Source organism: Neomelitea salexigens DSM 19753, assembly GCF_000422345.1.
Lineage (GTDB): Bacteria > Pseudomonadota > Gammaproteobacteria > Pseudomonadales > Spongiibacteraceae > Spongiibacter > Spongiibacter marinus_A.
In genome coordinates, this window is sequence record NZ_AULP01000001.1 from 574,622 (window position 1) to 594,945 (window position 20,324).

Below are 20,324 nucleotides of genomic sequence, written 5' to 3' on the forward strand. Positions count from 1 at the left end.
CGAGTGACCTCCGGATTGATCATCTAGCAATAGCCTAGTCACAATGACACCGCCAGCTCGCGCGCACTTCTCACCGCACCTTCAATGTAGCCAATCTGCTTGCTGTCACCGATGTTATGCACATCCACACCCGTGCTGCGCAGTGCTTGCTCAAAATCGGTATTGGCTTTTGCACCCTGAGCAATAATGACCGTATCGACGGCTAGCCTATGCTGCTCTCCTTGCTGCTCATAGGACAACTCGTCGGAAGATATCGCGCTAACCTGGGCGTTTGGCAGCAAGCGGGCACCGTGGGAAGCAAGGCCGTGTAACACACGCCAACGACGAACAATGCTAAGTTCCGCACCGAAGTCGCGGCCCGGCTCTAACACGGTCACCTCGCGGCCGCGCTCTACCAATAATTCGGCTACCTCCAAACCCACCAAGCCGCCGCCGACTATCGCTACCCGCTTCCCTAGCGGCATATACAGGCGACTCAAACTCCGCATACGATCTATATCGCGGTTAAGCTTTAGTGCATGCATCAGACGAAGCATGACACGCTGAAAGCGCTTCAGTTTACCGTGGGCATTGCCTGCAAATAACATGTCCCGCAGCTCTTCACCGTCCAGCACATGCGGCAGATCCTTACCGGGTAACGGCGGTGCCTGGCGATCAGCGCCCACCGCGATCACCACCGAGTCGACGCCCAGTGCTTTAATGTCAGCCACCGTGGCCGTTTTGTTCAATGCCACTTGCGCAGGCGAGGCTTCCAACGCCTGTTTCAAATAATCAATGAGCTTTCCATTGGGTTCATATGCCAAGGCAGCAACCCGCAGCGTGCCGCCTAACTGGTCTTCTTTTTCCCATAACATGACCTGGTGACCGCGATCGGCCAATACCCGCGCCGCCTCCATTCCCGCCGGCCCACCGCCCACAACTAATACCTTTTTAGGCTGAGCGGCAGGCTCAAAGCGCATTAAGCTCGCCTCCTCGCCCGTAGCCGGATTGACCGCGCAGCACAGGGGTTTGTTAATGAAAATCTGACTTACACAGACATAGCAATATATACAGGGGCGAATATCCTGCTGACGACCATCGCGCAATTTATTTGGCAACTCAGGGTCTGCCAGCAATTTTCTGCCCATGGCCAAAAAATCGAAATCCCCTTGAGCGATATGCTGTTCGGCAACATCAGGTTCAATGCGCCCTACGGCTATCACAGGAATAGTTACAGCAGCCCGAATCGCTTTGGCAAAATCGATATAGCCACCTGGCTGATGTACCAACGGGCCTTCGGTAAAGCCAATGGCGCTGTTGTTAGAGTAAGCGCTGACATCAATGGCATGGCAGCCGGCCTCGTCCAGCCACCGGCTAAGTCTGACCGCATCGTCAATAGTAATGCCGCCTTCGGTTCGGTATTCGCAGGCATCAATGCGCACCAGGATTGGAATGTCGTCGCCCAGTTCTGCTTTTATTGCCGCAACCACCTGCAACAACAAACGCGCGCGGTTTTCTAAGCAGCCACCGTAGTCATCTTCACGCCGGTTTGCATAAGGAGACAGGAATGATGACAACATGTAACCGTGCCCAGCATGGATTTCTACTGCATCAAAACCGGCGTTAACCACACGCTTTGCCGCGGAGGCAAAACAATCGACCACCCAGTCGATATCATCCTGATCCATTTCTTTAAAGCGCGGACCCTTGCCATCCGGACCAGCAGAGCGCACAAAGTTGGCCATTTCGGCCATCGTTAAGCCGTTGCCCATGTCATTGGCTGCAGCTTTGGGGATTGACGGAACGAGTATTTGACGCCCTTCAACCACATCGTGGGCGGAGACTTTGCCGCTGTGATTAAGCTGCGCCGCAATGCGGCAGTCATGAGCGTGGACACGCTCGGCCAATTCAGTGAGTCCAGGCAAAAAGTCATCCGATGACAGGCCAAGCATCTTTGGCATCGACATGCCCATCGGCCAGGCAACCGAGCTGGTTTCCAGCACGATCATGCCCGCGCCGCCGGCAGCGCGGGCCTCGTAGTAGTCCATTGCGCGATCGCCCAGGCTGCCATCCTCAAGCACATACTCGGTACCCATGGCGGCCAAAACCGTTCGGTTACGCAAGCGCATGCCGCCGATCATCGCCTCAGACATCAGGTGAGGATGTCGACACTCACCCACCTCGCGCACATCTATCATGCTAGCTCTCCGACACTAAAAACTGGCCATACCAACGACGGAATTTGGCAAAGGGCCCATCTCCGTCACACAGCATAGGCTTTTCTAAGTAACGCTTGCGCGCCCAAATGATTCGGTCTTCTTCCATTTGCTGGCGAATATCATCAATGATCGCCTGCGCCACACGGCCGACCTTATTACCGTTACCGTCACGCTGTATAAAGGCGTACATCGCCTTCGTGTTGTGCTCATCGATCGGCGTCAAATTTGCCATCAGCACGGTTTCGCAAATACCGCTAAAGCGCACCGTAGAAATACCTGGACCAATGCTGCTGTTTTCAATGCGGCCTTCCACACGCCCCTTTGGCGTTTCCAGCTCAGATTCAAGCAAGCCAAAACGACAGTGCTCTTCAAAACGCATAACCGTCGGCTCAGGCACCTCTGGCGTGCCGTGTACAAATCGGAAATGCGCCGCATCCACCGCATTCTCACCAATTTCTTGTGGGTGGGTAGCAATGTCCCATTCATAAATTTTCAACTCCCCCCAATCACCATTGTTTGGCGTCGCCTCGTCAATTTGCGGCGGCTCAAAGAGGGGCTCAATATTCTCAGGGTGATACCAAACATAAATACACTGGTTTTGCTCACGCACTTCCCAACTGGGTATAACCTGCTCACATTTGGCAACCCGAGGCGGCATTCTTTCAGCGTAGGGAATACCGGTGCACTGACCGTCGCCATTAAACTGCCAACCGTGAAAGGGGCAGACGATACTGTCGCCCACTACCCGCGAACCACCGCCGGCGTGATCGCGAATGCCGTAGCCCAAATGCGCGCCCATATGAGGGCAGTAGGCATCGAGTACTTTCGCCTCGCCAGACTCGGTGCGAAAAATTACTAGCTCACGCCCAAAATACTCAAGCGGTAGAGACTCCCCCACCGCCAATTGCTGAGAGTAAAGGACCTGAAACCAACCGTAAGGCATCGGCAGTTCAACACGGGGACGTTTTGTAGAAGCAATAATAGTCATTAACTTAGCCTCGCACCGCGCCGCCACCGTCTACTGACAATAGCTGACCGGTAATAAAAGATGCTTTTTCAGAGAGAAGAAAAGCCACCGCATTGGCAATTTCCGCCGGCTCGCCCAAACGCTGCATAGGCGCGACCTTGCGCAACTGCTCTGCCATTTTCGGCTGCTCTTCAAAATATTTTTCCAAGCCCGGCGTGCGAATCACACCTGGAGACACAGCATTGATGCGAATCCCTTGCTTAGCGTATTCGGTGGACGCGCTCTTTGTCAGTATATTCACACCGCCTTTTGCCGACGCATAGGCGGTGTTGAAGGCCTGACCACGCAGCGAGGCATTGGACGAAATATTCACAATACTGCCGCCACCATTGGCGAGCATCGCCTCAATCTCGTACTTCATGCACAGCCATGTATTGGTCAAACACAGCTCCAGAGTTTGATCAAACACCTTGCGCTCAAATTGATGAATTGGCCCACTACCCCGGCTAACGGCGGCATTGTTGCAAGCCAGGTCCAAGCGCCCATAGTGATCTACAATGTTTTCCACTGCCTGTTTTACTTGGGCCTCATCGCTCACATCACAGTGAAAATAAACAGCACTTCCAATGTTACTTAGCTCAGCTACACACGCTTCACCCGCCTCGTCGTTTACATCAAGCACAGCAACGTTTGCGCCTTGCGCAACTAATTCTTCGCTGATCGCGCGACCAATACCCGTTGCCCCACCCGTAACTAAAGCAACTTTATCTTTCAATGCTGTAGACACTTCATTTCTCCTTAGGAAGCCTGAGCGCGGCGCACCGGGTGCATCGCGAATAAGACAATCAGTGGCACCACTGCCGCCGCAACCACACCCGTATACACTGACTTCAACAGCGTAAAGTCGACGCGGCTAATTTGTTCAGCACCGGCTACCGAGAACAGCGTCGCCAGTACCGGCAAGCTGAGTAAACCCGCCAATAGCGCTAGTGCCAGTGCTTTAACTACATCGCGTTGTGGCGCCAGCCAACCCATATAGCGCATAAAGGCAAAGGGCGGCTGAACCGCAGCCAGGCCCTCCTTGGCGACTTTGCGCCGCTGCAAGGGCAATACGATCAAACTGAGGATAAAAACCAGGATGACTGCTGTAGCAATAAAGTCGACAAGCACCCCCTGAGCAGTCCAGACTGATAGCACTGGCTTTTCTTCACTCAGATACCAAGCAAAGGCGCCATTAACACAGCCATTGATCACACCATTAATGGACGCTTCTTTAAAAATATAGCGGCGGCTACCTGTGGACATACCTACTCCAATTGCGTAATTGCTTTTAATTATTAGATTCTTAGTATTAAGGGACACGCGCATTAGCTAAAGCACAAAAACTTTCAGAAACGCCAACATTTAATGCCAATAACGCGGCGTAAAGAGTGTCTATATGACCATGTCTCATCCGATGACCATGCACGAAATCCCGGTACGAAAATTCCTACGATTACTGGATTATCTGGACAAAGTTGGTATCGACCAGCACACCATAGCCAAGCGCGCGGGAATCAATATCGACGACTTGAAGACTGCCGGTGAAGATCACATGCTGCCCGGCTACCGGTATTCCAGCCTCTATGAGCTTGCCGCCGAAGCCATGCAGCAACTGGATGTCGTCGTGCCTTGGGGCTCGGGCATAGGCAGCGATGTATTTCGCTTTATGTGCTACAGCATTATCAACTGCCAGACACTTGAGGATTCACTGTACCGAGCCCAACGCTATCAGGACATGCTCTACAGCATGACGGGCTATCGCATCGAGCTACGCATTCAAGGCCGCACAGCTGAACTGCTTTACCACTTCAATGCCGATAAAATCAGCCCCGAGTTTATGCCCAATAGCTGGGATCGCAGCGAGTTTTCAGACACCGTCGCCAAGGCCTCAGGAATACGGGTATGGCACGCTTTTATGGGCTGGCTGGTAGGCCGTGATATAGAATTAACTGGCCTACAGATCGCCGCACCAGAATTCTCTCCCGCCTACACAGAAAGTATCAATGGCGTTATGGGAGTCCGCCCCAGATACGACTGCGATTACACTGCCATATCCTTTCCAACCGAGTGCCTGCGCTATCGAACTGTTCACACCAGCGAGTCATTAGAAGCGTTTTTGCGCAACGCGGTGTACGCACTCATCTCACAAGATTCTCGGCCAGCCAGTACCGGCGCGGCGATTCGCTCCCTGCTTGCAAAAAGCGGCGCGGGAGCGCTGCCGAGCTTTGAAGATATGGCCGAAAACCTTCACATGTCGCCGTCCAGCCTACGCCGCCGGTTAAACAGTGAGGGCACCAGTTACCAGGAACTGAAAGACCACTATCGCCGCGACATCGCCATGCGCCACCTGCGCGACGACAAACTCAAAATTCACGAAATCGGCGAGCTACTTGGCTTTTTAGAATCCAGCTCGTTTATTCGTTCATTTCGCAATTGGACCGGCCTGACCCCCAAACAGTACCGATCCGAGCTCATTGAAGAGCAATAAAAACGTCGCCCTCCCTCAGATACAAAAAAGGCGAGCCTAGGCTCGCCGAAATACTGGGGGGAATCATTCAACAATTAAAAACGGTAACGCAGCTCTAGACCATATGTACGAGGTGCACCGTATTGCTCTGTTTCGAGTCCCAAGGCCTGAAAGTTAATGCCATACGCGGGGTAATCATCATCTGTCAGGTTGTTACCCCAAAGCGAAACCATTAACTCGCCTTTATCCACGGGAATATTGCTCAAGCTCAAGCGACCGTTGATGACCGTTCTTTCGTCCATGGAGCGCACAGGGAAGGAGTACACGCCCTGCCCACCCATGCCGTCAGAGATAATCGCAGGCGCCAGACTGACTTGCTCCCACGAATCCTGCCAATTGGCATCGACGAACACGCTAAAGTCACCGATAGACGTTTGCGCAAAGGTGTAATCAACGCTCAGGTTCACCTTGTTACTAGGGGAGTTACCGCGTTTCGATTCTTTTGAACCGTTAATACACTGACCATTTAGGCAAGTACTTGGGTACTCAGCAAAATCACCGTGGATATAGGAGTAAGCCAGGCTTACAACCATCGCGTCAATGGGCGCAGCAGAGATCTCGATCTCGCTTCCCCAACGCTCCGCGACACCAGCATTGATGATGCCCGATGCCGCAGTGCCGCTAGAGGTGTCGATCACACTGGTTTGCAGGTCATCATATTTGTAGCCGTATAACCCGGCGTTAACGCGCAGGCGATTATCCAGCCAGTCTGTTTTCACGCCGACTTCAACTTGCTCAATGGTTTCTTCTTCAAAGCCATTTCCGAAGATCTCACCATTGTAGCCGCCGGAACGATAACCCGTGGCATAGCGAATGAAGCCATTGATGTTATCGGCAAAATCATAAGCAAGGGTGGTGTTATAACTAAAGTTATAAAAATTATTGTCCAGGCTTGTCGAGCGCGCAGGCGTTGTTCCGAATGGGCTGACAACCTGCCCATAATCGTAGTCAACCGCCTTTTTCTCTTCGGTGTAACGCAAACCAATCGTTAACGCCAAACGGTCCTCTAATTGAGCAAAGCGATAGGTGCCCTGACCGTAAACAGCCAATGCGTCAGTATTGAGCGTGTATTTCTCAGCCTGACGACCAGCAAGGGGCAAGGCAAAGGCCGCGCGACGGTCGTAATTTGATTCGTCTTCAAACCAAAACAGGCCCAGGGTGTAATCGAGTTGAGGGGTGGAACCAATCAACTGAAATTCCTGTGACAACTGCTCATACTCCGAGTCGGTGTCTTGCAGAGAGTGGCCAGCGCCCAATTGATCAACAGCATTCCACACACTATCCACTAAAGGAAAAGAGAAGCCGCTACTGCCACCGTAAAGCTGTAGCAAGGCGCCGTGCAAACTATCGTTGTACGCACCCACACCGTTGACATCGAGACTACTGTCTATATCGTCGAGGTCACCAAACACATAGGTCTCAATGTCTCGATAGGCGGTTATCGACTTAAAGGTCACCTCCCCAAAAGTTTCATGCTCACCTAAGAACAATTCAGCGGTAATTGAATGCCCATTTGAATCATTTTCACTGATTGGCGCATTTTCTGCCCAACCGCCCTTAGGGCGCCCTTCACCGCGCTCAAGCGCTCGCTCATAGGCTTCAATCGTTTTATTAATAGACGGAATCCAACGGCTGGAAATTCTTGGATCAGAGCCAGGAACCATGGCCAGGCCCTGAGCGTTAGGCAAAACCGTGTTTTTCAAGAAATCTAAACGGCTGGTTCCCTGAGTAGTCAGCGCAGTAAAACCAACCACTTTTTGCAGGGCACCCACCTCATCAAGCTCACTGTGGTCGTAGATATAATCTACCGTTAGATCCTCTGTCACCTCCCAGCGCAGGGCCGCGCGCCACGCCGTGCGGTCCATGCTGTCGAAGTCACTACCACCAGAGTAGTTTTCGTATAAACCATCGCGATCTTTTTTCAGGAAATTAACGGCTGCACTCAATTTACCAGCGCCCTCGCCAACCGTGCCCACCGAGTCGAGGTCGAGGCTACCTTTCAATGTCCGCAGCCCGTAATTACCAACACCTGCAGTCAGATCTACCGCGAACTCACCCAATGGCTTGCGCGAAATCACATTGATAGCACCGGCGGTTGAGTTGCGCCCATAAAGCGTGCCCTGAGGGCCACGCAACACTTCAATTCGCTCAATTTGAGCGACATCCATCGCGCCACCGAGCATTTTGCCCACGTAGACACCATCCATGTACATGCCGACAGCGGGGTCTAGTGAAATATTCGAGGCCACCCCACCAGAGATACCACGAATACTTAAACTGGTGGCGCCCCGGGAACCTGGCGCAGAATATCCACCCATACTAGGCATGGACGCAAACATGTCATCCGTACTGGTTATGCCACGCTTTTCAATACCATCGCTGGTTATGGCCGTTATAGAAATAGGCGTGTCTTGCAACGACCCCTCTCTGCGCTCAGCAGTTACCAGCACCTCTTCCAAGGCCTGTGCTGACGCTGTCGATACCCATGCAGGCACCGACAGTAGTGACATCGCTAACGGCAACATTTTCATTTTGCCTGCGTACGAATAGTTTTTCATGCCATGACTCCCTTTTCATTATTAGAGCTAAGAGCGGCTACCTCTCAACCTGTCTTGCACGTAGCGACTGTGGACATCGCTAACATATTTACTTATTTATTTATTTATTTTAGATGCTAAAAAATTTAACGCCTCGGCAATTAAAAAACGACAACATAATCATTCATTAAAATGTGCCGAAGCGTTCATTTTTTGTACAACACAAAAAGCTTAAAATGTGCTATTTGACCAAGCTTGGGAAGGCTGCTTCCACCACTCGGCTTCCGGCAGGCGGCTCCTCCAGCCCGGGAATATGACAAATGCCGTTAACCTCCTTTGCACATTCAACAGCGGCTTCCACTGGCTGATAAAATTGCTTATACCAGCGACGCCCGCGCGCAAATGGACCATCACTCTTTAATTGCAGTACCCGTGTGGCGGCACGCTTGTTCTGCCAGATACCAAAATCTGATGCGAGCGAGTCCAGCGCCCCGGCCTGAATTTGACGTGCCTGCTCCCGCTCCGCCTCGCCCGGCGCGTCCACGCCGCTATTGAACAAAACGCCGTGCCACAGTTTACTGACGCCATCCTCGACCGGAGTATTTGCGATGAACTCAATGCTCTCTACCTCGGCAAATAACTGATGCGACAACAGCAAACCGGGCCCGGTGTACCAGGTGGTGGTTTGCAGCATGGCTTGGTATTCCTTGTGGAAGCCTCCCTGACGCTGAATGTAAATATGGTCGCGCCACTCATTCTCGAAATATTCGCAGGGTGCGCCGTGAGTCGGCCCTAAGTGCCGGGCATCCGCCATATTATCGATCACCTCCTGAGGTTGAACCGGCAGCTCACCGAGGTGATCCATTTGCCACTGAACCCACTGCGGCTGGCTCCACTGGATCAATTCCGGTGCCGGGTATTGCGGCTGACCACCGTCCTCGTCAAACCACATCCAGATACCGCCAATGCGCTCCTCCACCGGGTAGCTGGTTAGCTTTGCCGAACGCGGCATTGGGCCGTCGTGATAGGGAATGTCATCGCAAACCCCGTCTGGCCCAAAACGCCAACCGTGGTAGGGGCAGCGAATCGATGAACCTTCGATTTGCGCGCCTTCTTTGGCGATCACAGCGGTATCACTGGCAGCAATATGACACTGCATATGCGGACAATAGGCATCGAGTAATATCGGCCTTCCGTCCTCGCCTCGATAAAGGGCAAAATCCCTAGCGAAGTAGCGCAGCGCAATAGGCGACTGCCCTAACTCACTCGACTCCGCTATTAAAAACCAGCCTCGCGGAAAGGTATTCGGACCCAGTCCATAGTCTGCGGCCTTAGCCATAACTCACTCCTTGTTAAATATTATCGGGCCGGAACATCGCATCGTGGCCGCCGTCTACATAGAGCAGCGAACCGCAAATAAACGCCGCCTCACCGCTTAGCAAAAACCCGATTGCGTTAGCCATATCTTTGGGCAGGCCAGCACGCCCGATGGGAATACTGGCTAAAAACTCCTTAATTGCAGGGCCGTACTCCGGGTGTTTTTCGGTTTCCAGCGTCATTGCAGTTCGGGTATACCCCGGCGCCACTGCATTCAAACGCACACCACGCCGTGCATACTCTGGGGCTTTGTGCCGCATCCATCTCGCGAGCGCCTGCTTAGAACCGCTGTATGCGGCATGCCCACTGACCTCGGATAATCGCTCAGTCATCGCCGAGTGATCACCTGCCACCAAGGCTTCTATATAAGCGTCATCACTGGGCTGAGGAGCGGAATTAGAAGACACCAGCACCACTGCCCCGTGACGCTTCTCCAGCGCCTCAGTCAGTCCCTCTACCAGCGCAACCGAGCCAAAGAAGTTGACCTCCGGTATCAGGTCGACTCTGGGGCTCGTCCCGCCAATGCCCGCACAGCACACCAACCCATCCAGGCCATCGGGGAAGGCGCTAAGAATCTGACTCACAGCACCGCGGCGACCCGACTCTGTCGACAAATCAGCAACGATATCGGCATCTTGACGGTCGAGCCCGACGACTCGCTCCCCATCGTTAATCAAGCGCTCGCAGACCGCCAAACCAATACCTGACGCACTGCCGGTTACTACATATCCGCCCATTTCACTCTCCTTTTTCTTTGCCAGCCTCATCCCACTCTCGATTGACCACCATCGAGCGCAATACTCTGTCCATTTACATAGCGGCAAGCATCGCTGCATAACGTGGCAACAAACTCACCAATATCTTCTTTGCATTCGCCAATACGTCGCATAGGAATCGACGCCACAAACTCCGCCGCCTCTTCGGGCCGATTCTCTGTCCACCACTGCAAGGCAGGCGACATGGCGTGGGGCAATATCACATTGGTGCGAATACCCTCTGGCCCCCATTCGCAGGCCGCTGCGCGGCTGTAAGCTCGAATTGCCTCTTTAACTGCCGCGTAGGCACCGTAGCCAGACATATCCCAGCGCATCGCCGCCGACGACGCTAAATTCACAATCACGCCGTCGCCTTTCAAATGCGGATAGCACAGCTTCATCAGCCGCAGCGTTGCCACCGGCCCAGACTGCCACCCAGCATCGATGGCCTCCTCTGTAACATCGAGCAGATTGCCCAAAGGCACCTCTTGCGCGTTATTAACCAGTATCTGAACGCCGCCTAACTCCGACACGGTCCTATCAACTGCAGCCGCCAAGTCGTCATGGCTTTTTACGTTCGCGCTAATCGCCAGCGCGCGCCCCCCGTTAGCGACAATGGCCTCTCGGGTTGCCTCCAACTTATCCAAACTGCGACCCAGCAATGCCACCGCTGCACCGCGCTCGGCTAACGACAGGGCAATGCCCCGCCCCACCCCTTGTCCTGCGCCCGTTACCAGTGCCACTTTATTGTTGAGAAACTGCTCTGCCATAAATCCCCCTAGCTTTTTAATTTCGATAGTAGTCCCCCGCCGAAGCGAACCCGACGACAAAAAACACTATTTTCATGCACATTTTCATCACAAAATTCGCGCTGATTTTTTTGGATAATAAATCTGAATGGAAATGTGCTGAGCAACAGTGAAACGGCTCACTACCATTAGCGTCAATCATTGCGGTGCTCCGCCAACACATGACATGACCTATAAATAAAAGGCTGAATATGAAGTTTTGCTATAACCCAAGTATGTGCCCCGTGGATCAGTACGCCGCGTTAGCGCGCGCCGCCGAAGAACTCGGTTTTAACAGCATGGCCTTCCCTGACAGCCTTTGCTATCCAGAGCACTCATCATCTAAGTATCCCTACAACGGTTCGGGTTCGCGCGAATTCTTGAAAGACCAACCTTTCGTTGAACCGATGGTCGCCATTCCCTTTCTCGCGGCGCAAACACAGACGCTGCGCTTCGTTACCTCCGTCTACAAACTGGCTGTTCGCCAGCCCTTAGTGGTTGCCAAGCAGCTGTCGAGCCTACTGGCCCTGTGTGGTGATCGCCTCGATTTTGGCGTCGGCATTAGTCCTTGGCCCGAAGATTTTGAAGGCTGCCAAATTCCCTGGGAAAAGCGCGGTCAACGCCTCAATGAACAAATCGATATTATCCGTGGCCTGTTAAGCGGAGAGTTCTTTAGTTATGAGGGCCAACAATTAAGCTTGGACAGCATGCGGCTCCTGCCCGCGCCCAAGCAGCCACTTCCCATACTCATTGGCGGCCATTCAGACGCCGCGCTGAAGCGTGCGGCAAGGGTTGGCGATGGATGGATTGGCGCCGGAGCTAGCTTGGATGAATACCGCCAGCTGATTGAAAAGCTGAACGAATACCGCAAAACCTACCAGCGCGACCATTTGCCGTTCCGCATTCACGTTGCCTCAGCTGATGCCTTCAGTCAGCGCGGCGTAAATGCCCTTGCCGAGATCGGGGTCGACGAATGCCACATTGCCTTTCGCAATGCCTACGAAGACGGTGTCGACCAAACTAGCGTGACAGAAAAGCAAGATCAGCTGGCGAGCTTCGCGCAGCGCTTGATCCGCTAAACCGAATCACTCTTGCACCTTTGCAGATAGGTGCGTCCCGCTTGCCGGCTATTTGCCGGCTTTTTTTTGCCCGTCGATCCTGAGAGCAAAACAAGACAGTTGACTTATTAAGACGCCTGTCTTATCTTATTTAGCATGATGACAAACCAACACGACACTCAAACCTTATCGAGCGGCGCCCTGCAACTAGTGCTAAGCGCAGAGCAACTGATCGCCAACAAGGGCATAGACGGGGTATCCAGCCGCGAAGTTGCCCGCGCTGCCGGCCACAAGAACCATTCTGCGGTGAACTATAACTTCGGCTCCTTCGACGGCCTGATAGAAGCGATCATCGACTATCGGGTGCGGCCGATTAATCAACAGCGGGAAGTGCTGCTCGCCGCCTTGCTGGAACAACAGAAACAGCCAACGCTGTACGCGCTGGTCGATTTAATGGCCAGACCGCTGGCCAGCGAGTTGCTTCGCGGCAATGGCGAGAGCCGCTACCTGAGCTTGATTGCTCAGCTGTTATCGCGCGGTCACTGGCGTGACCTGTTCCTGCGCAATCGCGCCCGCTCTTCGGCCTTGATCAAAATCAGTGAGCTTATGGCCGCGCAATTGGCCGATACGCTGCCGAGCGAGATCTACAATGAGCGCGTTCGCCTATTGGGCAGCCAGATAATTTACAGCATTGCCGAGTGGGACAACCTGCAGCACAAAGGCCAGCTCACACTGGACGAAAACAGTCTGGAATGGCGCCTGCAAAACCTGATCGAATACGCGATAGGCGGCCTGACCGCCACACATAATAAGAGGATCTAAGCATGGAACTCATGCCGCACATCGAGCTCATTATTCTCAGTATTTTTCTGATCGCCTTCCTATTGGAGCTGGCAGGGGGGCGCCTTAATAAGTCCCCTCGCCCACTGCGCGATTTTGTTTTTATGTTATTTGGCATGTTCTCCAACCTGCTTCTGGCTGGCGCGGTCATAGGTACTGCAATCGGCTGGCTGCTTGCCAAGCAGTTTCCAGAAAGCGCTGGCAGCTTAGCCGGCACCGCGTTCTGGCTGGCCTTTCCGGTGATTTTCTTTATTGAGGAATTTGCCCATTACTGGCTGCATCGCGCCGCGCACGAATGGCGCTGGTTATGGAAAATTCACCGCACTCACCACAGTGCTGAGCACCTGAATATTTCCGTGGTCTACCGCTACAATTTCTTTTGGGTATTCATGTTGCCGCAAACCTGGATGGGCGCATTTGCGGTGTACTTCGGCTTAGCAGAGGCTTTCCTTGCCGCAATATTCGTGACGTATCTGGTAAACCTTGGCACCCATAGCAGCTATCGTTGGGATTTGTGGCTGCGCAACAAAGCCCCCGTATTGGAGCCTGTGTGGAAAGTGATCGAACGCGTGGTGACGCTGCCCGACACGCATCACGCCCACCATGCCTATGGCAAGTCTGCCCATCCCAATGGCAACTACGCCGTCACAGTGTTCTTGTTTGATATGCTGTTTGGCACCGCCAAGATTCCCAACAGCCGCCAGACGCGCTACGGTTTGCCCATCTCACCGCGCCTGCACTGGGCTGAAGAGTTGCTGTGGCCAGTGGTGCGCAAGCCCCTGCTGCCCAAGCCGGACAAGGCCACAATCGCGACTCAGCCTACCAATCCCAGCGCCCACGCTTAGCGCTGTCGTGCGGCCCGCGCCTTGGTATAAGCAGTGGCCTGGGCCGACAGCGGGTCATCAGGCCAGGGGTGCTTGGGGTAGCGCCCCTTCATTTCTTTTTTGACCGCCTCGTAACTGCTGCGCCAGAAGCCAGCCAGATCACTGGTCACTTGCAACGGTCGCTGGGCCGGTGACAACAAATGCACCAACAGCGGCTGCCTGCCCTCGGCAACACGCGGGGTATCTTCACAGCCAAACATCTCTTGCAGTTTAACGGCCAGTACCGGTGGTGAAACGCGATAATCGACGCGAATCTTCGAGCCTGACGGTACGCCAATGCGTTCCGGTGCGGCGCGCTGTAAAGCTTGCTGTTGCGGCCAATCCAACTGCGCCAATAGCATGGCCTCGACATCCAGGGCCTGAATATCACGTAATTTGGTCACCCCGTTTAAATACGGTGGCAACCATTGCTCCAGCGAGCCCAACAGCGCGCTATCGCTAAAGTCCGGCCACTGCCCCGGCGCGCAGTCGTGCTCGGCCAACAAGGCCACGCGGCCCTGGAGCTGACGCGCCGCCTCCGACCAACGCAGCACCTCCAAACCCCGCCGGCGCAATAAGGCCATCAGTGCCTGCTCGCGCAGGGACTCATCCAATGCGGTTTCTGGTCGGCTGTCGAGCAGTAACTTACCCAGCCAGCGCTGGCGCTCGGCAACAAAACGCTGCTGAGCATCATCCCAATCTGCCGACACCCGCTCGCTGATTAGCGGCGACAGCGCGTCTTCTAATACCGACTCAGGCAGTGGACAGGCCAGGCGAATGCGGTCGTTGCTGTCGCCGACATTGGCACTGAGTTCAATGGCCACTAAGTAAGGGCTGCCGCGCAGCGGGTCATCACTGGCCAGGAATGCCGAGCGGCCGTTACTTAATTGAAACTCATGGCTGCCTGCAGAGCGCTGACGGCCAATGCGGTCGGGAAAGGCCCTGGCGGTGGCGATCGCTAGCGCTCGCTCGGTGTTGCCATCAAGGGCACCGTCGCTATTCGCGCCCGCCAACAAGCGCTGATACTGCGCGCTCTGTTGCAGGATACGGCGGTAGCGTTTTGGCTCGCGAGATACCTCGGCCATGCGCAAGGCAATATCAGCCCCCGCCATGCCCGGCAGATCACGCTCCCCTAACACCGCGGCCAATAAACACGCCGACTCGGCAACATCCAGCGCATGGCCGTGCAATAACATGTGCGCCAGTCGCGGAGGCAATGGCAGGCGCGCCATTGCCTTGCCGTGCTCGGTTAAGCTCAGCGCCGCGCCGCCACCTTCCAGCGCGCCGCAGGTTTCCAGCAATGCCAGCGCCTGCTCGCAGTGCGCGGGCGGCGGCGCATCCAACCACTGCAGCAACTCCGGTTTACTACCCCACTGCAAACATTGCAGCAGTAAACCACTCAGGTCGCTTTGCAGAACTTCCGGTTCGCTGTGGGCCTGCAAACGCTGTTGTTCCTCTTTGCTCCACAAACGGTAAGCCACCCCCGGTGCCTGCCGACCGGCGCGACCTGCGCGCTGCGCTGCCGACGCCGCAGAGATTCGCTGGGTGTGTAGGCGACTGCTGGCATTGCGCGCATCGAACGCCATTTTCCGCTCTAAACCACTGTCGATGACAATGTTCACGCCATCGATGGTCAGACTGCTCTCGGCGATATTGGTGGCCAGTACCAACTTGCGCTGCCCCTCTGGCGGTGTGGCAATGGCCCGTCGCTGCTCGGCCAAACTCAAGTTGCCGTAAAGCGGCGCAATCAGCGTGTGATTGTCCAGCGCTGGCGCCAAACGGCTGGCCAAGCGATGAATGTCTGCCTGCCCAGGTAAAAACGCCAGTATATTACCGTCATGCTCACGGTGTGCCGCGACGATGCAGCGCTGCATCTGCTCCAGGTATTCCGGCGCTCTGCCATCTCGCCTCTTCGCCAAAGGCTGGTAATGGATATCTACCGGATATTGCCGCCCCTCACTGCGCAGCACTGGCGCGTTGTTTAAAAACTCACTTAGCGCAGCGCCATTCAGGGTGGCTGACATCAGTAGTAATTTCAGCGGCGCATCGCGAAGCTCGGAAAATAAACGCCGCCCTTCCAAGGCGAGCGCCAAGCCCAGGTCTGCATCCAGACTGCGCTCATGAAACTCGTCAAAGATTAGCAGGCCCACCTGATCCAGGCTCGGGTCGTCCTGTAGCATGCGCTGCAGAATCCCCTCGGTGATCACTTCAATGCGGGTCCTGTCGGAGACTCGACTCTCCAGGCGCACGCGATAACCCACGGTCTCACCCACCGCCTCACCCAACAGCTGCGCCATGCGCTCGGCGGCGCCCCGCGCGGCAATACGGCGTGGTTCAAGCATGAGAATTTTGCGCCCGGCCAGCCAAGGGGCATCGAGCAGCGACAGGGGTACTTGAGTTGTTTTACCCGCGCCTGGTGGCGCTTCCAGCACCAGCTCATCGCGCTGCGACAGCGTATCTTTGAGCTCGTCGAGTAAAGCAAATATGGGCAGCACGTCGGCCATAGAAAACGGTTCAAACAAGGCGGCGGCATACCGCCGCTGCAAGGGTTTAGATAAAGGCTTTCACGTCGCGCAGAAAGTCTTCCAACTTATCGTGGTGTACCCAGTGGCTGGCACCGGGGTAGCGTTTAATTATCGCATCTTTGAAGTAGGCCAAACGGCCGCTTTCTTCCGGGTCTTCAACAAAGGTCTCGGTTCCCCAAGCCAGGAAGGTGGGGCATTCGATATTGCTGAAAATTTCCTTCAACTCCTCTTCACCACTTTCCAGACGATTCAGCTTGCGGGTGTAGTTATCAAACTTCCAGCTGTAGGTACCGTCTTCATTTTGGCTAGCGCCGTGGCAGGTCAGGTGCCGAGCCTGAGCCTCGGTAAGATGTGGGTTTTCCTCGTGCATGCGTTTAAAGGCATCGTTAAGGTTAGCGTAGCGGCGTGGCAGGCGCGACGACATACCGTGACGCACTTTCACCCAGTCGCGCATTTTCTGGCGATAGCTCATGGTGTCGCACACTTCGGTCTCATCTTTGTTCGGCAAAATGCCTTCAATATTGACCAGTTTCTTCACATTCTCAGGGTAGATGGACGCATAGCGGCTGGCGATATTGCCACCCATTGAATGGCCAATAATCGTCGCTGGCCCAAGTTTCTTTTGATTGATCAACTGCGCAATATCGCACACGTACGCTTCGAAGCTGTAGTGGCCATCGGGAGACCAAGCGCTATCGCCGTGGCCGCGCAGGTCAGGCGCAATAATATGCCAGTCGTGACGCAGCTCCTCGGCAATCCAGTCCCAGTTTCGGCAGTGGTCTTGACCACCGTGAATCAAAATCAGTGGCGGCGCGTCCGGGTTACCCCAGTCGACATAGTGCAGCCGCAAGCGCTGGGAAATATAAATATGCGAAGTGGGGCCATGTAAATCGGGAATCATCACTCTCTCCTTGTTTCTAAACCTCGGGCGGGCTGCCACCCAAGGCCCTGACCATCATAGGGTGCAAAACTCAACGAAACCAGCCACTTTGTGCTATTAACATCTAGCTAAGACCCTTCTTCGTAAAGTTGAGAATAACTTTAAACCCAATGGAGCGTCGCTATGCTAGATCCCATTTCCCTGGCCGAGCGCGGGTTAATCCCTGACCCCCTTATTCGCCTCGGCATCCGCCGCCAACTTCACGACCGTCTCGCGCAAGAGGGCCGCGACGACATCGATGCCAGCGAGCAGCGTCGCCGAGAATTTCGCGAAGCGCTGCGCCACTCGGAAATTGCCATCAATACCGACGATGCCAACGACCAGCACTACGAGGTGCCAGCGGCACTCTTTGAATTGATGCTGGGCCGCCGCTTGAAATACTCAAGCTGCTGGTGGGGCGATGGCATCGACAATATTAACGATGCTGAAGAAGCCATGCTCGAGCTCTACGCTAAGCGCGCTCAGCTGCACGGTGGCCAACGTATTTTGGAACTCGGCTGCGGCTGGGGGAGTTTTTGTCTGTGGGCCGCCGAGCGCTACCCCGGCAGCCATATTACCGCGGTATCCAATTCCCACGGACAGCGCGAATATATTGAGGCGCAGGCGCGGCTACGTGGGCTGAATAATTTAGAGGTGATCACCTGCAATGTCGCCGACTTAACACTCGACCAGCGCTTCGACCGCGTTGTTAGCATTGAAATGCTGGAACATGTGCGCAACTACCGCGAGCTATTGAAAAACGTCGCAAGCTGGCTGGAACCAGAGGGCCTGATGTTTGTGCACATCTTCTGCCATGCCCACCTGCACTACCCCTTTGATGGCGGCTGGATGACCGACAACTTTTTTGCCGGTGGTCAGATGCCCGCCTTCGACACGCTCATGCACTTCTCGGAGCATATGCGGATCGCCGATAGCTGGCGCGTAAACGGCCTACATTACGCGCAAACACTGGAGGCCTGGCTTGAGAAGTTAGACCAGCAGCGCCCGCGGGCAATGGAAATTCTTGCCGATGCGCCCAATCCGCGCGTTCAGCTCCAGCGCTGGCGCATGTTCATGCTGGCCTGCGCGGAGTTGTTCGCGTATCAGGGCGGCAATGAATGGCTGGTAGGCCATTACTTGCTCACCCCTGGGCAACAAGCCGACTAAGACATTAAGCACTGAGTTGGGCCTCCTGCTCAGCGCGTTGACGCAGCACAAAGCGCTGAATCTTGCCGCTGGAGGTTTTCGGCAGCGCGTCGACAAATTCAATTTCACGCGGGTAGGAATGCGTCGACAGGCGGCTGCGCACATGTTGCTGCAGCGCTTCCACCAGGGCGTCGTCGCCAGCGCTGCCTTCAGCCAACACCACATAGGCTTTCACAATCGCGCTACGCTTGGCATCCGGCTTGCCCACAACACCGCTCTCCACCACCGCCTCATGCTCCAGCAGGCTGCTCTCGACTTCTGCAGGGCCGATGCGGTATCCCGCTGATGCAATAATGTCATCATCGCGACCGGTGTAAGCGTGCGATCCGTCGCCGTTGCTAATCACCACATCACCCGTTAGGTAGTACTTGCCGTGATAGGGGCGCTTTTCATCCCAGGTGTAGCCCTGGAAGAAGTACAGCGGCGAATTTTCCATATCAATCGCCAGCTCGCCCGTCTGCCCCGGCGCCACTTCATTGAAGTTTTCGTCCAGCGCCACGAGTCGATAACCGGGAATTTGGTAGCCCATGCTCGCCTCGTGCTGAGGGTGGGACAGCTCGTGGAAATTGGCCGACGTCATGCCCGTTTCCGTCTGGCCGTAGTGGTCACACACCGTGCAATCAAAGGCGCGTTTTACCCAGCTAATCACCTCGGGATTTAGCGGCTCACCCGCACTGCTTGCCACCCGCAGATCGATCTCCGGGTAGTCTGCCACCAGCTTGTCATTGGCCATCAGCAGGCGGTATGCCGTGGGCGCCGCCGCCAAATTGGTAATTTTGTATTTGCGTAAAAACTCAAAGGTATTGTCAGCGGTAAAGCCGGCCTCGTTAAAGTGTGTGGTGCAACCTAACAACAGCGGGCCCACCACCGCGTAATACAAGCCGTAAGCCCAGCCGGGGTCGGCCACATTCCAGAAGTTATCGTCTTCACGCAGGCCCACGGCGTAGCGCATATACATCCAAAATGCCGCCAGTGCGCGGGCAGGCACCGCTACCCCCTTCGACTTGCCGGTGGTTCCCGAGGTAAACATCTGCAGGAAAGGCTCGTCAGCCGAAATTTTAACCGGCGCGAACGCTTCGCTCTGGCGCTCAATTTCCGGCCAGTACAGAAAGTCTGCTTCGCTGGCCAGCGCATCATTTTCATCCGCCAGTAACAGCGATGTCGGCAAGCCCTCTACCTCACGCAATTTCGACCACTGCTCGGTATTGGTGACAATCAGCTTGGTTTTCGCGGTTTGCAGGCGATATTCAATGGCACCGGAGCCGAAGGCGGTAAACAAAGGCTGATACACCGCGCCGGCGCGGAGTGCGCCCAGCACACAAATCAATAGTTCAGGCGTACGCGGCAACAAACAGGCAACCCGATCGCCACGGCCAATTCCGCGGGCCTGCAAAAAGCCGGCGAACTGCGCGGATCGGCGCTGCAACTCAGCAAAGGTCATCTCTCCAGGCTGACCGTCAACACGCTCGTAGCGCAGCGCTACGCGACTCTCGTCGGCGGCATAGCGGTCACAGATCTCCTCGCAAACATTCAGACCGTCGTTAAAATCACCGACAAAATTCTGTACTATTTGCTCCATGGAAAAGTTATTAGCGAATTCCTGATAATTGCTCGCGTTCATGTTCCTGCCCGTCTGTTAATGCGTGTTTTATAACTATTGTGTGCTAGCGCCAACGCGCTAGACCGCGAAGAAAAAACTCAGCTTAGGCAATGCATCGCCCG

16 protein-coding genes are annotated in these 20,324 nt (G+C 54.8%); 5 read left to right on the forward strand and 11 right to left on the reverse strand.

Annotation, left to right across the window (positions count from 1 at the left end):
* Nucleotides 1–38: 38 nt before the first annotated feature.
* From H573_RS0102760 to H573_RS0102775, 4 genes are read right to left on the reverse strand one after another with little or no spacing between them, the layout of a single operon-like run.
* Complete coding sequence (locus H573_RS0102760) at nt 39–2,177, reverse strand: oxidoreductase (RefSeq protein WP_051170917.1); 2,139 nt, start codon at nt 2,175–2,177, stop codon at nt 39–41.
* Nucleotide 2,178: 1 nt separating this feature from the next.
* Nucleotides 2,179–3,186: a Rieske 2Fe-2S domain-containing protein gene (locus H573_RS0102765; protein ID WP_036255662.1), complete on the reverse strand. Its 1,008-nt coding sequence runs from the start codon at nt 3,184–3,186 to the stop codon at nt 2,179–2,181.
* A gap of 4 nt (nt 3,187–3,190) precedes the next feature.
* The gene (locus H573_RS0102770) at nt 3,191–3,952 is read right to left on the reverse strand and encodes an SDR family NAD(P)-dependent oxidoreductase (RefSeq protein WP_234701824.1); all 762 of its coding nucleotides are present in this window, start codon (nt 3,950–3,952) and stop codon (nt 3,191–3,193) included.
* Between the two features lie 11 nt (nt 3,953–3,963).
* Nucleotides 3,964–4,470 (reverse strand): hypothetical protein, encoded by a 507-nt coding sequence (locus tag H573_RS0102775; RefSeq protein ID WP_027872928.1) that lies wholly within the window; start codon nt 4,468–4,470, stop codon nt 3,964–3,966.
* Nucleotides 4,471–4,603: 133 nt separating this feature from the next.
* Here H573_RS0102775 and H573_RS0102780 point away from each other — a divergent pair, with 133 nt between their 5' ends.
* Nucleotides 4,604–5,695, forward strand: coding sequence for an AraC family transcriptional regulator (locus H573_RS0102780; RefSeq protein WP_084497884.1), 1,092 nt, complete (start codon nt 4,604–4,606; stop codon nt 5,693–5,695).
* A gap of 74 nt (nt 5,696–5,769) precedes the next feature.
* Here the strand turns inward: H573_RS0102780 and H573_RS0102785 are convergent, their stop codons facing one another.
* The 4 genes from H573_RS0102785 to H573_RS0102800 form a co-directional block, all read right to left on the reverse strand.
* The gene (locus H573_RS0102785) at nt 5,770–8,292 is read right to left on the reverse strand and encodes a TonB-dependent receptor (protein ID WP_027872930.1); all 2,523 of its coding nucleotides are present in this window, start codon (nt 8,290–8,292) and stop codon (nt 5,770–5,772) included.
* 220 nt (nt 8,293–8,512) lie between these two features.
* Nucleotides 8,513–9,610: an aromatic ring-hydroxylating dioxygenase subunit alpha gene (locus H573_RS0102790; RefSeq protein WP_027872931.1), complete on the reverse strand. Its 1,098-nt coding sequence runs from the start codon at nt 9,608–9,610 to the stop codon at nt 8,513–8,515.
* A 13-nt stretch (nt 9,611–9,623) separates the two neighbouring features.
* Nucleotides 9,624–10,385, reverse strand: coding sequence for an SDR family oxidoreductase (locus H573_RS0102795; protein ID WP_027872932.1), 762 nt, complete (start codon nt 10,383–10,385; stop codon nt 9,624–9,626).
* Between the two features lie 26 nt (nt 10,386–10,411).
* Nucleotides 10,412–11,173: an SDR family NAD(P)-dependent oxidoreductase gene (locus H573_RS0102800; RefSeq protein WP_027872933.1), complete on the reverse strand. Its 762-nt coding sequence runs from the start codon at nt 11,171–11,173 to the stop codon at nt 10,412–10,414.
* A 230-nt stretch (nt 11,174–11,403) separates the two neighbouring features.
* On the opposite strand from H573_RS0102800, the gene H573_RS0102805 reads away from it, so the two are divergent.
* The 3 genes from H573_RS0102805 (at nt 11,404) to H573_RS0102815 (ending at nt 13,934) form a co-directional block, all read left to right on the forward strand.
* Nucleotides 11,404–12,270, forward strand: coding sequence for a TIGR03619 family F420-dependent LLM class oxidoreductase (locus H573_RS0102805; RefSeq protein WP_027872934.1), 867 nt, complete (start codon nt 11,404–11,406; stop codon nt 12,268–12,270).
* A 135-nt stretch (nt 12,271–12,405) separates the two neighbouring features.
* A complete protein-coding gene (locus H573_RS18785) occupies nt 12,406–13,071 on the forward strand; it encodes a TetR/AcrR family transcriptional regulator (protein ID WP_154653822.1) in 666 nt (221 codons plus the stop codon).
* 2 nt (nt 13,072–13,073) lie between these two features.
* Nucleotides 13,074–13,934 (forward strand): sterol desaturase family protein, encoded by an 861-nt coding sequence (locus H573_RS0102815; protein ID WP_027872935.1) that lies wholly within the window; start codon nt 13,074–13,076, stop codon nt 13,932–13,934.
* Here the strand turns inward: H573_RS0102815 and hrpB are convergent.
* Nucleotides 13,931–16,474, reverse strand: coding sequence for an ATP-dependent helicase HrpB (hrpB, locus tag H573_RS0102820; RefSeq protein WP_234701825.1), 2,544 nt, complete (start codon nt 16,472–16,474; stop codon nt 13,931–13,933). The genes H573_RS0102815 and hrpB overlap by 4 nt on opposite strands.
* Before the next feature lie 28 nt (nt 16,475–16,502).
* On the reverse strand, nt 16,503–17,378 hold the full coding sequence (locus tag H573_RS0102825; RefSeq protein ID WP_036255486.1) for an alpha/beta fold hydrolase: 876 nt from the start codon (nt 17,376–17,378) through the stop codon (nt 16,503–16,505).
* A gap of 162 nt (nt 17,379–17,540) precedes the next feature.
* On the opposite strand from H573_RS0102825, the gene H573_RS0102830 reads away from it, so the two are divergent.
* Nucleotides 17,541–18,563, forward strand: a complete 1,023-nt coding sequence (locus H573_RS0102830) for an SAM-dependent methyltransferase (protein WP_027872938.1) — start codon at nt 17,541–17,543, stop codon at nt 18,561–18,563.
* A 4-nt stretch (nt 18,564–18,567) separates the two neighbouring features.
* Here the strand turns inward: H573_RS0102830 and H573_RS0102835 are convergent, their stop codons facing one another.
* Nucleotides 18,568–20,223: an AMP-binding protein gene (locus H573_RS0102835; RefSeq protein ID WP_027872939.1), complete on the reverse strand. Its 1,656-nt coding sequence runs from the start codon at nt 20,221–20,223 to the stop codon at nt 18,568–18,570.
* Between the last annotated feature and the right edge of the window lie 101 nt (nt 20,224–20,324).

Excerpts from the sequence above, each read along its gene's own strand:
- H573_RS0102800 (WP_027872933.1), bottom strand. The coding sequence starts at position 11,173 with ATGGCAGAGCAGTTTCTCAACAATAAAGTGGCACTGGTAACGGGCGCA.
- H573_RS0102760 (WP_051170917.1), bottom strand. The coding sequence starts at position 2,177 with ATGATAGATGTGCGCGAGGTGGGTGAGTGTCGACATCCTCACCTGATG.
- H573_RS0102815 (WP_027872935.1), top strand. The coding sequence starts at position 13,074 with ATGGAACTCATGCCGCACATCGAGCTCATTATTCTCAGTATTTTTCTG.
- H573_RS0102785 (WP_027872930.1), bottom strand. The coding sequence starts at position 8,292 with ATGAAAAACTATTCGTACGCAGGCAAAATGAAAATGTTGCCGTTAGCG.
- H573_RS0102795 (WP_027872932.1), bottom strand. The coding sequence starts at position 10,385 with ATGGGCGGATATGTAGTAACCGGCAGTGCGTCAGGTATTGGTTTGGCG.
- H573_RS0102765 (WP_036255662.1), bottom strand. The coding sequence starts at position 3,186 with ATGACTATTATTGCTTCTACAAAACGTCCCCGTGTTGAACTGCCGATG.
- H573_RS18785 (WP_154653822.1), top strand. The coding sequence starts at position 12,406 with ATGATGACAAACCAACACGACACTCAAACCTTATCGAGCGGCGCCCTG.
- H573_RS0102790 (WP_027872931.1), bottom strand. The coding sequence starts at position 9,610 with ATGGCTAAGGCCGCAGACTATGGACTGGGTCCGAATACCTTTCCGCGA.
- H573_RS0102780 (WP_084497884.1), top strand. The coding sequence starts at position 4,604 with ATGACCATGTCTCATCCGATGACCATGCACGAAATCCCGGTACGAAAA.
- H573_RS0102835 (WP_027872939.1), bottom strand. The coding sequence starts at position 20,223 with ATGAACGCGAGCAATTATCAGGAATTCGCTAATAACTTTTCCATGGAG.
- H573_RS0102775 (WP_027872928.1), bottom strand. The coding sequence starts at position 4,470 with ATGTCCACAGGTAGCCGCCGCTATATTTTTAAAGAAGCGTCCATTAAT.
- H573_RS0102825 (WP_036255486.1), bottom strand. The coding sequence starts at position 17,378 with ATGATTCCCGATTTACATGGCCCCACTTCGCATATTTATATTTCCCAG.
- H573_RS0102830 (WP_027872938.1), top strand. The coding sequence starts at position 17,541 with ATGCTAGATCCCATTTCCCTGGCCGAGCGCGGGTTAATCCCTGACCCC.
- H573_RS0102805 (WP_027872934.1), top strand. The coding sequence starts at position 11,404 with ATGAAGTTTTGCTATAACCCAAGTATGTGCCCCGTGGATCAGTACGCC.